This window comes from Yersinia antarctica (genome assembly GCF_056636475.1).
Window position 1 is genome coordinate 4,317,928 of the sequence record NZ_JBSJQF010000001.1, and the last position, 13,055, is coordinate 4,330,982.

Sequence of the window (13,055 nt, forward strand, 5' to 3'; positions counted from 1 at the left end):
TAGCTCACCGCTGGCAGAGTGAAAAGTGCCGCCATTAACAGTGCGGTAAATCCGAATGGCAGCGCAGCCGTGGGGCGCACCTGCTGTGGGTGATTCAGTAAAGGGGTCATCATTATCCCGCCTTATGGCCGCTGTGCTGAAATGGCAGTTAGCTGATAGCCTCGTTCGGTCTGGCGGAAACTGAATGTCACGGATGTACCTGCGGGTAATGGCTGTGCGGCCAGGCTCTCCGGCAGGTCAAATGTCATGGTCATCGGTGGCCAGTTCAATGCCGGAATGGCGCTATGAGCAATAGATACGCGGGTGGCATGCCAGGTTTTTATCTGGCCCTGGGAGTGATAGCTCTCTGCTGGCGCAGAATCCGCCATTATTGTATGACTATCATGAGACATCGGGCTATTTTCACTCATGGCCGGGCTGGCGGCGAACAGCGGAGAAGAAAACAGTAATACAGCAGATACAGCGCTAAATAAGATACGCATAGCAATAACTCCAAAACATAGAATAAGCACAACACACCACGATTAAGTGGCCTGAAGAAAACGGTTATTTATGTCTGGATCTATTCTCTAAAGCGGCAGAAAGCGATTTCAGTGGGGGGGCCGACAATGGGGGGGGTATGCCAGTCAACGCGCTGGACGCGTGGTGTTTGTTGCCTATCAGCCAATACTAACTCCGTATTGGTGGGTAAGGCTGCCAGCACCAACATGCCGCTGTCAGACTGGACAGAGTCAGGGATGCAGTGTTTTTCACATAAGGAGTCTTGCGCCTGACCATGAGACATATCCATCATTGATGGCATGTCGTGCATTTGGTTTTCTGTTGCTAAAGGGTCAGGCTGTATATGCCCTTGATGCTGGGTAAATACCGGCGAGGCAGAAGGGGCAATATCACACTGATGGCCGGCGATGGCCAACTGTGCGTTGAGAATTAGCCAGCAGGCAACCAGCAGCATACCGCACATGCGCATTTTACTGGCGCGCATCCGGTGCATAAGCTGTGGTACTCCCCTAAATGCTGGCATGTTTAACCTGAATGTGTGGTGATATTAAATAATGCTGCCAGCGAGTATAGGACCATCTCCCTGTTTTTAGAATGGTTTTATCGGGTTGCACTGAGTGAAATGAAAGGTTACCAAAACGTTAGTATGCTGAATTTATTCTATTTATTTCGATATCTGAAGTCGCAATGGGGGTTGATTAGAAGAAATATTTACTTTTCTTTAAGTTATTATCCAACGCCCGCTGAGTTATTAGCCCACACCGCTATGCATCAATCGGCGTGGGCTGAATAAGCCTAAGCCTTACCAGGCATAACTGACAGTAGCGGTGGCAACACGGCCACTGCCATAGAAGCAAGCTGCCATCTGTGCACAACTGGCAACATATTCTTTGTTGAACACATTGTTGACGTTAACCTGCAAACTGATGCCTTTCATCGCTGGCAGAGCTTGTCCCAGTTCATAACGCATCATCCAGTCATACAATGTCACCGCCGGGACTTTAAAGCTGTTCTTGGCATCACCCCAACTGGTGCCGATATAGCGGACACCAACACCGGTGGATAAGCCATCGACTACTCCTTTATCAAAGGTATACATTCCCCACAGTGAGGCGGAATGGCTTGGTGTGCGGGCTGGCATTTTGCCTAATTCAGCCAGTGTTTTGGTTTCACGCACTTTCCCTTTGGTGTAGGTATAGGCAGCAATCAGGTTGATATTGTCGTTAATCTCACTGTTTAACTGCGTTTCGATCCCCTGAGATTGCACTTCACCAATTGGGACGTTGTAGGCCAGTGCCTGGTCGTATTGGCTGATATTTTTCTGGCGTAAATCGTACAATGCGGTCGTCAACAAGGTGCTGCTGCCCGGTATCTGGTATTTGAGGCCAAGCTCAACTTGACGCGCGGTAACCGGGTCCAATGCCCCAGTCCCCGGCGCGCCTTTGGCGGTGCTAGGTTCAAATGAAGTACTGTAACTGATATACGGCGAGATACCGGAATCAAAGGCATACAACACACCAGCACGGCCGGTAAAGGCATGGTCGTCTTGTTGATCCTGAGTGGCGGTTTTGCGGCTTAGCGTTTTTAACTGTGACCAGTCATAGCGCCCGGATAAGAGGAAATTCCACTTATCCAGTTCAATTTGATCTTGTAAATAGACTCCCACCTGATCGAGTTTGGTCAGATCACTGCTATTGAGTGACAAGTCACTCTCTTTAATATTCAGACCATAGACAGGTGATACCCAATCCAGATTGTATTTTGTCTGCACGGTGCCCATAAAGAACTGACTATCAATACGGCTACGTTTGTAATCCAGCCCAGTCAGCACCGTATGGTTTAACTGCCCGGTCCAGAAATCAGCTTGCAGTTGGTTATCAACGGCAAACTCAGCCATGGTCTGGCGCTCGATTTGCGGGCGGCGAGTCATGGTGCGGTTATCTGGCAGCAAATTCATAAAGACCAGATACTTGTAATCTTGCTTGTTATAGCTGTAGCGCAGGTTCTGGCGGAATTTAAAGGTGTCATTGATATAATGCTCAAGGGCATAACCGACAGAGGTCTGCTCGCGTTCAGACTGATCAAATGACGGGTCGCTAACGTTAAAATCGTAAGGTATATGGCCGTATGCAGTACCAAACACGGTTCCAGTGGCTGGCAAGAAGTTACGTGAACCGGCTTTGGGTTCTTTCTGATAACTGGTCAGTAAGGTAAAGGTGGTGTCTTCGTTCGGGATAAAGGTTAATGCCGGGGCGATAGCAAAACGCTCCTGTTTAAAGGTATTTACGGCATCATCTTGTGTTCTGCCAAGCCCGTTCAAACGATAGAGTACTTTACCTTCATCATCCAACACGCCACCGAAGTCGAATGCTGCTTCAGCCAGGCTATTATTGCCTGCACCCACCTGCACTTTATGAATACTTTCCGCTGTTGGGCGTTTACTGACCATATTGATCAGGCCGCCGGGGTTCACCTGGCCGTAAAGCACTGATGCTGGGCCGCGGATTACTTCAATTCGTTCCAGCAGCCAGGGGTCTATCTGGCCTCCACGGCGTGCACCACCTAATGAGTTGTAGCTTAAGCCATCGAGAAAACGCGGGGCATAGCCAAAACCACGAATGATCACTTCGTCATTCATATTCGAGCCGCCACGGTATTCCGGCACGACACCGGCGGTATAGCGCAGGGCCTGTGCCACAGAAGCCGCTCCTTGATCTTGCATTTGCTGGCGGGTAATAACTGAAACTGATTGTGGGGTGCGGATCAGTGGTGTGTCAGTTTTAGTCGCGGTGGCGCTGTTTTTAGCGACGAAACCATCATCTTGTTGGCCGCTGCCCGGTTTGGCGACAACCACTAATTTATCTTCTTTAGCCGCAGTGGCCGCTAATGCGTTGAGTGACGGTATCAGTATCAAGGTGGTGGTGAATAATAAGGTCTTTGCTGTGCAGCCTGCGCGAAATGGCAATGTTGTTGGTATCTTCTTGCCAGAAATATCAAACATGATTTATCCCTACCTGGAAGTACAATAATGGAAAGTATTTGAACCTCATACGTCAGGTTCTTGATGCCAACCGGGCTTTATTTGCCTCTATTTAGCTTGGTTGTTACAAAAAAACGTTATATTCCAATCCAATAACCGTCGCATAGCACATCGCCCATATCTAAATTACGATGATAGGCTGGCACACTGGAGAGAATGCTTACTATGTTATTGCAAATAATAATACTTCTCAATATTATTTGTATTTAGGTAATAGCCTTATATATATTAAGCCTTATATCCATTTGTGATGGCGCACAGTCGCCGCGCTATCAATGAATAAAGACGTAATCATAAATAGACCGTGACCGGTGTGATGACATAAAGAGGGCAGCGTGTGAGAGTGGCGAGCGAATATCCAGAGAGTCAGCAGTTATTACAGGATCCTTCGGCGGGCAGTGAATCATGGTGGCAGCGCATCGCACAATGGGGAACGCCCCTGACTGAACCGGCAGCAGCTGGCAAAGTAAAGCTGACTTTCCTGTGGCGCGACCGACAAGGAAAGGCGCGTGATTCGGTATATAGCTGCGTGTATATCGATGTTAACGGCGTGACAGATCATCATAGTGTTAATCCTGAATCGCTCACTCGGCTGGGCCAGACGGATGTTTGGTATTGGCAGGCAGAGGTAGAGTCTGATTTTCGTGGCAGTTACAGCTTTATTCCCGTCTCAGCAGAGAAATGTTTGAATTTGCCAGCCGGTAGCCCGCAAGAACAGCGTCAGGCACAGCGCGATTGGTGGATCTCATTGATGGATCTCGCTGAGAACGATCCGTTAAACCCGATTGCCGCGCATTGCAGTTATCGCGGAATGACACTTTCTGCGGTTCATTTAGCCGATGCTTTGCCGCAAACGGCCTGGCAGCCAATCGATGCGGGTAAAATTCTGCCCGCCGAACCGCAACGTTTACAACTGATTAGTTGGCACAGCCAGTTATTGGGCAATAGTCGCAATGTGTGGATTTACTCAACGACAACCGGTGCTGAAGATAAAGCCGAACGCCCATTGGCTATCTTGCTGGATGGCCAATATTGGGCACTCAGGCAGCCGGTGTTTGGCATATTGGATAGTGAAACCGCCGCAGGGCATTTACCTGCTAGCGTCTATGTGTTGATCGACATCATTGACCAGACTCATCGTTCGCAAGAGCTGCCTTGTAATCAGGATTTCTGGCAGGCATTGCAAACAGAATTACTGCCGCAGATTGCATTGCAACAGGCTTTTACGGAACAAGCGTCTCGTACTGTGGTGGCCGGGCAGAGTTTTGGCGGGTTGGCATCGTTGTACGCTGGATTACATTGGCCACAGCGTTTTGGTTGTGTGTTGAGTCAGTCCGGTTCGTTCTGGTGGCCTGATGTTGATAATTTCAAGGCACTGACGGCGGGGACTGCTGAACGTCAGGGCTGGCTGACCGAGCAGGTGTATCAGGGATTGGGGGCGAGTCAGCCATTGAATATCTTTATGGAAGCAGGTCGCCGTGAAGATGTGATTTATCAGGTCAATCAAGCCATGAGTGCAGCGCTTCGTCAGGCAGGGCATCGGTTGCAGTATCGGGTCTATGCGGGTGGGCATGATGCTCTATGCTGGCGGGGGGGCTTAATTGATGGATTACGCTGTCTGTTAACCTGATCGACTGAGTTTTAACCGCCTTCGGCGAGCAGAGGGCAGACTCGCTCTCTGCTCGCTTGTGGATTAAATTTTAAATCGCCCCTTCGGTATCACCAATGGTGTATGTGAAACCGGATCATCAATGATCAAACACGGCATACCAAATACCTGCTCGACCAAATCTGCTGTGATCACCTCGCGCGGGTGACCTTGTGTAACTACCTGCCCGTCGCGCATGGCGATAATATGGGTAGCGTAACGACAGGCATGATTAAGATCATGCAGAACAGCAACCAAGGTATGGTTATGTTGCTGATTAAGGTTACTGAATAACTCCAATAAATCAATCTGATGGGCGATATCTAAATAGGTGGTGGGTTCATCCAGCAGCAGCAGCGGCGTCTGCTGTGCCAATACCATAGCTATCCATACTCGCTGGCGTTGCCCGCCAGATAATGCGTCCACTGATCTGTCAGCCAGTTCACTGACACCGGTGGCTTGCATAGCATTATTGACCGCCAGTTTATCGGCCTGTGTCCATTGCTGTAATAACTTCTGATGGGGATAACGGCCACGCGCCACCAAATCTAACACGCTGATACCGTCGGGTACTTGCGAACTTTGTGGCAACAAACCCAAATGACGTGCCACCTGCCGGGTATCAATGCTGGCGATATTCTTGCCGTCTAAAATTACCTGACCTGCTTGCGGTTTCAGCAAACGGCTCAGTGCGCGTAGCAGCGTTGATTTACCACAGGCATTGGGGCCGACAATCACCGTAAATTCACCATCAGGAATGGAGATGCTCAGGTTCTGGCTGATTATCTTACCGTCGTAGCCCAGTGTTAGGGCGTCGGCTTGTAAGCGGGAGGAAAAAACGCTGTGGTGTAGGGTGGCTGCAGGGGTAACAATACTCATGATCGCCCGGACTCCCGGATTAAAAGCCAAATAAGATACAGGCCGCCGATGCTGGTGGTAACCACGCCGACCGGCAATTGATTAGGTGGAAATAGGTGTTGGGCGCAGAGATCGGCGGCAACCAGTAATAAGGCGCCCATCAGTGCCGATGTGGTTAACGTCACTGAAGATGTGCCCGCCAGACGCCGTGCTATTTGTGGGGCGGCTAATGCAATAAAGGAGATAGGCCCGGCGGCGGCGGTGACGGCGGCCATTAGAATGACGCCAATCGCCATCAGGCTCAGGCGAGTTTTCTCAACGGGAACCCCTAAGGCACCAGCGGCATCATCGCCCATTTCCAGCAGTGGCATGCGGCGGCTAAGCAGCATTGCGGCTATCGTCGCGGCAAAGATAAACATCAGTGATGGCAGGCCCTTAGCCCAGCTCAGACCATTCAATGACCCCGCCCCCCAAGCCGCGGCAGTCATCGCTGACTCCAGTGATGCCGTGATTGTCAGCCAGGTATTGAATGCAGTGAGCATCGCGCCAATGGCAATGCCGACAATAATTAGCCGAAAACCTTGAATCCCTTGTCGATATGCCAGCAGATACACCGCAATAGCTGCCAGTAAGCCGCCAACCAAGGCGCTGCTGGCAATCTCGAAATAGTTCCCATTAAACAGAGTAATCGCTACTAGCGCACCGGTATAGGCACCCATATTAAAGCCGATGATGTCAGGGCTGCCAAGTGGGTTACGTACTAATGACTGAAATATTGCGCCACTGATACCCAGTGCGGCACCAAAAATAAGCGCCATCACTGCGCGGGGTAAGCGCCATTGATTGACGATAATATCCACTGCACCGCGGGTTTGCCCGAACAAGGCATTAAGTACCTGTTGAGGCATTAATGCCAGAGTTCCCGCCATTAATGCCAGCAGTGCGCCCAACAAACAGGCCAGTAGCAGCAGGCTGCAAACAACTAAACTGCGTGGTCGGATGCGTAAATTTATCGCGCCATCGGGGCGACCAAATAGCCACGGCGAGGTGACAGACTTCATAGCGCGGTCATCCTTTTGTTACGTCGAACTAGCCAGATTAGCAAAGGCGCGCCAATAAATGCCGTTACGACGGAAACCCGTAACTCGCCCGGCACCAAGAAGCGGCCAATAATGTCAGATACCAGCAACAGGATAGGTGTCATCACTAATGTGAATGGGAGAATCCAACATTGATTCGGCCCAACAATCCAACGGGCGATATGGGGGACCATCAGGCCAACAAAGGCGATAGGGCCAACGGCTGCGGTAGCGGCACCGCACAACAAGGTGACGGCGATGACCGCCCAAAATTGGGTTTGGATAATTCTGGCCCCAATCGCGGCCGCCAGATCCTCTCCCATATGCATCGCATTGAGTGGCCGAGCCAGCAACAGGGAGATCACACCGCCGAGCAGGATTGCCGGAGTGACGGCCAATACCACTGACATACTGCGGATATCCAATGACCCTGCCTGCCAGAAGCGCACCCGATCAAAGACCAGTGGATGTGTCAGTGATATGCCAGAGGAAATCCCCATTAACACAGCGCCAATCGCGACACCGGAAAGTGTTAGGCGCAGGGGATTAACGCGCCCGCCGCCCTGAGCACCGACCCAATACACCACCAGTGTGGTTAACATCGCACCGATAAAAGCGGAAATAATATAGCCCTGGATGGCATTAACGCCGAAAAAAATGATCCCGACGGCGACGGCAAAACTGGCTCCGGCATTGACGCCAAGAATACCGGGGTCAGCCAGTGGGTTACGGGTTAGGGCTTGCATGACTGCACCCGATAGCCCCAGCGCTGCACCGGCGAGTACACCAATCAAGGTTCGCGGCAGACGTGATTCAACGATCAAAATGCTATCGGCGCTGTGCTCTGTGCCGAGCAAACTCTGCCAGACCACGGAGAAAGGGATGGCTTTGGCACCGAGCATCAGGCTGGCAGCCATGACCAATAGCAACACAACAATGCTGAACAGCAGCAACAGCCCGCGTCGGCGCGCTGTTGGTACCTCTGACGTCGACACCAGTGTCAGCGGTTTTATTGAATATTGATCTGGAGAATAATCAGCAGGCATTGTAACTCTTCTTTAACAAATGATTATTGTTATCGATTTGATTATCATTATTATTTGGGTGAGATATGTTAGCACGCATTATTGTTAGAATGCATCGCTGTGGTAACGCAGGGGGAAATTTAGCCTGCTCGGTCACATTCCTGAATGCGCTCAACGTCAGAAGCGGGACTTACCCAATCAATGAGCAGGTTTAAACATCCCTTCAATTCGGGCTAACAGATTACTCGCACTGTAATAATCCAAGCGGAAAGTGTCATAACCCACGGCATAAACACGGTTGTGCTCAATCGCTGGAATATGAGCTAAAAATTTATTACTTTTCAATGCATCAACTGACGGTTGATCACCGGAGAAGAGTAAAATAGTCTCACCGTTCAGACCTTCAGCCAGCTTCTCGCCACCTAACTGAATAATATCCTTACGATGTCCCATACTGGTGTTACCTTTCACGGCTTCAGGTATTTCAGCGAGCCTAAAGCCCAGCTCCTGCAACAATTTGCCCTGTGCCGAGTCTTCAGTCCACAAGTTCGCGGTGCTACCGGCGGCTTGATAGACAAAAGCCGACGTTGGCTGCGGTGGTAAGGTAATACTCTGTTTCACCTCATTGAGCCGGTTGGCAAATTTATCAATCACATCTTTCGCATCGGTTTCATGGCCAGTTGCCTGCCCCAATATCATTGCTAACTCTTGCCAGCTTTTATCATCGTAATTAATCACTAAGGTTGGCGCGATAGCAGATAACTGCTCATACAATTTCACTGCCGAATCCCCCCCGGTGGCAGAAATAATAATTAAGTCAGGGTTCATGCCGGCAACAGCTTCGGCGTTTGGCTCAGTCTGATATATCGGTACCAGTTTTTTTGCCTGTGCGACAGCCGACCATTGAGTAAAGAACCCTTGATTATCTGCGACGGTGGAGCTGGGCGCGGTCGCTCCACTGGCAATCACCGGCGCATTGATCGCCAATAAGGTGCCAGTGATGGTGATGCTGGTGGAAACAATCCGTGTAGGTTGCTGAGTTAATGTGACCGGGCCTTTAGCCGTTTCCACCGTCCGGGACCATGCTGGTGAGTTGTCGTCTGCCGCTGATGCGTTGTTCTCCTCCGCGGGTTTACAGCCGGATAACCAAAATGTCAGACACAGCAAGCCCAGTAGGGCAGGCAGAGAACGGGATGTTTTACAGGCAGGTATATAGTGGGACATAACGGCGTTTTCTCTTTCTATTTAACGGTGCTAGGTCGTAATTTATCATGCCATAAAATGAATGGTAGTAATTATTATTCCTATTACTATTTGCAATGTGGTGAGTGAAAGGGAGGATTGGCGTGCTCATCTCCAAGACAGGAAACCTAGCGAAATATCGCACCAGTCAAACCATTTAGAGGACGATCAGTCGCATGCTGGCCATGACTCATTAGCATGGTTTAAGCCAATTCAGCCGGCCTCTGGGGGCTGCGGCTAGCGCGAATTAAGGTGTAATACCGGCCAGTGATCGTTGGCCGCTCTTCTTTTAGTATCACCGTCGCCGTGCTAAGCACATGCCTATATTGCAATGAATAAAATTGTTATTTCCCCAGCCTGGTTTCCTTGCTAAAAAAATACAGAATCAACCATAGCAAATAAATAGTTAAATTTTGCTGTATCGCGTGCCTGATGGTTTGATATGGATTTTTGTTATTATTTTATTTATCTCGCCCAATCGCATTTAATAAGATATTTAATTCTGCAATTGCAAAAACAGGTAATTCTCTATCTGTAAGTAAATTAATTGATTGGCTAACTATTCTAAGAGTTAATAGGTAATGGGGCGCTGTATTTATATTCAGAATAAATACATATAATGTGGAAACTACTGAACGTTGTTAATCAGTTTTCGATCAAGATTATCGAACGTTATTTACATTTTAATAGGTGAAATCAATCGGTTGTTTAATATTGATCGGTTATCTTGATCTTTTGTGTTGGTTTCATGCTATTTTGGTGATGAGTCCTGATAATTAACCTTTTTCCCTGCGGGGATTATCAGCGATAAACACCTTGAAATCTCAAGGAAATAAACTAAAAAAATAAGACACAGGGGTATTCCCGTGAATTTTCTAAAACATATCACCATCAGGATGGCGTTATTATCTATTCTTGTTATATTTTTGTTGCTTTGGGGAGGTGTCTCGACCTTTACATTATTTTCACTTAACCAATTGACGCATTCATTACATCTGAGTTCTAACCAACAAAAAAACATTAATATTATTAATCGGGGTAATGACCAATATTTTCGTGTGGTTACTCGTTTAAGTCGTGCCGCGGCATATCGTCAAAGCGGGGCAACTGCCGATGCTGATCGTGAATTGGCTTCAGCCGGTGTAGCACTAAAAAATACCCAAGAGAGTTTGGCGAAATTTAAACTGCAATCTCATGAGTCGATGGATCCATTACTGACAGATAAAACTATTCAAAGCTGGTCAACATTATTGAGTAATGGGATTGAACCGATGGCTAAAGCGGTGGCCGAGAATCGCTTCGAAGATTATAACAATTTGTTTAACAAAGATTATCCACCATTAAGCCGAGAGTTTGGCGCTACCGTCGAGAAGTACAATTCTGCGGTTGATACTGCAACAGAGGCTGCCAGTTTGCGGGTGGAGACATTAGTCGACTGGTGTCAACGGGCGCTTTTTGCTGCATTAATTGCCGGTGTTATCATTCTGTTCTTAACCGATCGCTATATCGTCAGTTATTTGGTGCGTCCGCTGGAGTCGATCAAGGTGCACTTTAAACGCTTAGCTGAAGGGCAGTTAGGCCGGCCAATGCCTGAGTTTGGCCGTAACTGCGTCGGGCAACTGATCCCTTACTTACGTGAAATGCAAAATAGTTTGGTGAATACGGTATCAACCATTCGCAACAGTACCGATGCGATTTATACCGGAGCCGGTGAAATTGCAGCAGGAAATGCGGATCTCTCTTCCCGTACCGAGCAACAAGCGGCGGCACTGGAAGAAACCGCGGCCAGTATGGAACAACTGAATGCAACGGTGAAACAGAACGCTGAAAACGCCCATCAAGCCAGTAAGTTGGCTGAGAATGCCTCTGCAACAGCGAAAAATGGCGGGCGGATTGTCAACGATGTCGTTGCCACTATGAGCAGTATTACGGAAAGCTCACGCCGTATTGCGGATATTATCGGTGTGATAAACAGTATCGCCTTCCAAACCAATATTCTGGCACTGAACGCAGCAGTTGAAGCGGCCCGGGCTGGTGAGCAGGGGCGCGGTTTTGCGGTAGTAGCAAGTGAAGTTCGTAATTTGGCCCAACGTAGTGCACAAGCGGCGAAAGAAATCGAAGGGTTGATCAGTGAATCGGTATCCCGAGTGAATATTGGCTCACAGCAAGTATCTGAAGCAGGGGAGACGATGAATAGCATCGTGCAGGCGGTGACCAATGTAACCGACATTATGGGCGAGATTGCCTCTGCTTCTGATGAGCAAAGCCGCGGTATTGGTCAAATTGGGCAAGCTGTCGCCGAGATGGACGGCGTCACACAACAAAATGCCTCTCTGGTACAAGAGTCTGCCGCTGCGGCTGCCTCGTTAGAAGAACAGGCACGGCAACTGACAGAAGCGGTCTCTGTTTTTAATTTATCAGATAATATGCAAGCCACTCATTCTTAGTTACGCTTTGATTCAATTTAATAAATAACAATTATTGTCGTAATAAATAGTAGAGAACAGCCACCGGATTGCGCTAAGAGTCAGCGCCGTCTGGTGGTTTTCTATTACCAGTTTTAGGTATTTAGCCACAAAAACGATATAGTGAGCTAGGTTGTTATTAGCTTTCAATAATAAAAAAATTCATGTTTTAATCGGGTTAAACAATGAGAATTGCTTACTTTCGCAGCATTTTATTTTTACTGGCGATGATTATTTCATCGTCATCTTTTGCCATTAACTGCCAGCGTGCAGCGACACCGGTTGAATATACTGTATGTGGTAATGAGGATTTACACTGGCTGGATCAGACATTTAGCGATATCTATCAGTCCATGTTGGTTAAATATGATACAGAAACAGTGTATCAGCAACGACAAATATGGGAAAAATCCCTTAACAGTTGTACCAGTGATAGCTGTATTCAGCGCGCCTATTTTCAGGGCATTGCCTCGATGTCTGATATTGACAAAAAATTTGACTGGGCTGGGCAGTGGTGGAATGTCACCAAAGGGAATGACCGGGGGGGCGTTATCAAAATAACCCGGGTTGCTGAGTGGGGATTTAGTATCGATAGCCGCGCCTGGTCAGGTGAGAATACCGGTAATTTTAGAGCTGAAGCGCGTAAAATTGAAGGGTTGGCGGTTGTTGATCTTATTGAAAATACAGCAAGCTGCCGGTTATTACTGATCCCGATAAAAGATGGTTCAATTCAGGTGCACAGCAATGGCAGTTGGGGTTGCCGAATTTCGATGCCTAAAGATGTCTTTATTGACGGGCAGTATATTCGGGCTGAAAAAGATCCGCGTGAGACTCCGAGCTTACTCTCGGTCGGTATTTTTACTGATACCAACAACGATAAACTTTTCCGTGAGTTAGTCGGCGACCATTACGCCCAGTTTGTCGCCTCAGCCAACGTCTATATTTATAGCAATGACCGGGATAACCGGGGGGCAAAAGTATTATCCACCTGGGTGCGAGGTGCAGCCAATAAGCGTGCATCAATCATTATGTATAACCGTGCCGGTTTGATGTGGGCCGCGTATGTTGCGCCTGAAAAAAATGGCACGCTGCGGGTTCACTATTTTACCAATGTGCCTGAAGATAAAGATAAAAGACCCAAAACGATTGTTGAATGGCAGCAGACCTTTATGGATAACTAATTATCCCCTTTGCCTT

10 protein-coding genes are annotated in these 13,055 nt (G+C 48.5%); 3 read left to right on the forward strand and 7 right to left on the reverse strand.

All coding sequences use genetic code 11. The features are described from left to right. Positions 1-122 precede the first annotated feature (122 nt). The 3 genes from ACWJJO_RS20025 to ACWJJO_RS20035 form a co-directional block, all read right to left on the reverse strand. On the reverse strand, positions 123-482 hold the full coding sequence (locus ACWJJO_RS20025; RefSeq protein ID WP_442850620.1) for a copper-binding protein: 360 nt from the start codon (positions 480-482) through the stop codon (positions 123-125). A gap of 80 nt (positions 483-562) precedes the next feature. Next, positions 563-994, reverse strand: a complete 432-nt coding sequence (locus ACWJJO_RS20030; protein ID WP_442820485.1) for a hypothetical protein — start codon at positions 992-994, stop codon at positions 563-565. Positions 995-1,303: 309 nt separating this feature from the next. Beyond that, entirely contained in the window at positions 1,304-3,502 is a 2,199-nt protein-coding gene (locus ACWJJO_RS20035; RefSeq protein WP_083162440.1) for a TonB-dependent siderophore receptor, read from the reverse strand. A gap of 376 nt (positions 3,503-3,878) precedes the next feature. On the opposite strand from ACWJJO_RS20035, the gene fes reads away from it, so the two are divergent. After that, on the forward strand, positions 3,879-5,171 hold the full coding sequence (gene fes / locus ACWJJO_RS20040) for an enterochelin esterase (protein WP_481091455.1): 1,293 nt from the start codon (positions 3,879-3,881) through the stop codon (positions 5,169-5,171). 63 nt (positions 5,172-5,234) lie between these two features. On the opposite strand, the gene ACWJJO_RS20045 is transcribed toward fes, so the two are convergent. The 4 genes from ACWJJO_RS20045 to fepB all read right to left on the reverse strand — a co-directional run bounded on the left by ACWJJO_RS20045 (position 5,235) and on the right by fepB (position 9,375). Then, the gene (locus ACWJJO_RS20045) at positions 5,235-6,068 is read right to left on the reverse strand and encodes an ABC transporter ATP-binding protein (protein WP_153046288.1); all 834 of its coding nucleotides are present in this window, start codon (positions 6,066-6,068) and stop codon (positions 5,235-5,237) included. Further along, positions 6,065-7,108, reverse strand: coding sequence for an iron-enterobactin ABC transporter permease (gene fepG / locus ACWJJO_RS20050; protein ID WP_372569657.1), 1,044 nt, complete (start codon positions 7,106-7,108; stop codon positions 6,065-6,067). The genes ACWJJO_RS20045 and fepG overlap by 4 nt, the downstream gene beginning before the upstream one ends. Then, positions 7,105-8,172 carry a Fe(3+)-siderophore ABC transporter permease gene (fepD, locus tag ACWJJO_RS20055; RefSeq protein WP_083162446.1) on the reverse strand — a complete coding sequence of 356 codons (1,068 nt, stop codon included), beginning with the start codon at positions 8,170-8,172 and terminating at the stop codon, positions 7,105-7,107. The genes fepG and fepD overlap by 4 nt, the downstream gene beginning before the upstream one ends. A 177-nt stretch (positions 8,173-8,349) precedes the next feature. Continuing rightward, positions 8,350-9,375, reverse strand: a complete 1,026-nt coding sequence (gene fepB, locus ACWJJO_RS20060; RefSeq protein ID WP_481091456.1) for a Fe2+-enterobactin ABC transporter substrate-binding protein — start codon at positions 9,373-9,375, stop codon at positions 8,350-8,352. Between the two features lie 884 nt (positions 9,376-10,259). Here fepB and ACWJJO_RS20065 point away from each other — a divergent pair. Together ACWJJO_RS20065 and ACWJJO_RS20070 are read left to right on the forward strand one after the other, a co-directional pair. Further along, entirely contained in the window at positions 10,260-11,840 is a 1,581-nt protein-coding gene (locus ACWJJO_RS20065; protein ID WP_083162449.1) for a methyl-accepting chemotaxis protein, read from the forward strand. A 203-nt stretch (positions 11,841-12,043) separates the two neighbouring features. Next, complete coding sequence (locus ACWJJO_RS20070) at positions 12,044-13,039, forward strand: lysozyme inhibitor LprI family protein (RefSeq protein ID WP_083162451.1); 996 nt, start codon at positions 12,044-12,046, stop codon at positions 13,037-13,039. Positions 13,040-13,055: the final 16 nt, after the last annotated feature.

Coding starts and splice junctions, on each gene's coding strand:
- ACWJJO_RS20025 (WP_442850620.1), bottom strand. CDS start 482: ATGCGTATCTTATTTAGCGCTGTATCTGCTGTATTACTGTTTTCTTCT.
- ACWJJO_RS20035 (WP_083162440.1), bottom strand. CDS start 3,502: ATGTTTGATATTTCTGGCAAGAAGATACCAACAACATTGCCATTTCGC.
- fepG (WP_372569657.1), bottom strand. CDS start 7,108: ATGAAGTCTGTCACCTCGCCGTGGCTATTTGGTCGCCCCGATGGCGCG.
- ACWJJO_RS20070 (WP_083162451.1), top strand. CDS start 12,044: ATGAGAATTGCTTACTTTCGCAGCATTTTATTTTTACTGGCGATGATT.
- ACWJJO_RS20030 (WP_442820485.1), bottom strand. CDS start 994: ATGCACCGGATGCGCGCCAGTAAAATGCGCATGTGCGGTATGCTGCTG.
- fepB (WP_481091456.1), bottom strand. CDS start 9,375: ATGTCCCACTATATACCTGCCTGTAAAACATCCCGTTCTCTGCCTGCC.
- fepD (WP_083162446.1), bottom strand. CDS start 8,172: ATGCCTGCTGATTATTCTCCAGATCAATATTCAATAAAACCGCTGACA.
- ACWJJO_RS20045 (WP_153046288.1), bottom strand. CDS start 6,068: ATGAGTATTGTTACCCCTGCAGCCACCCTACACCACAGCGTTTTTTCC.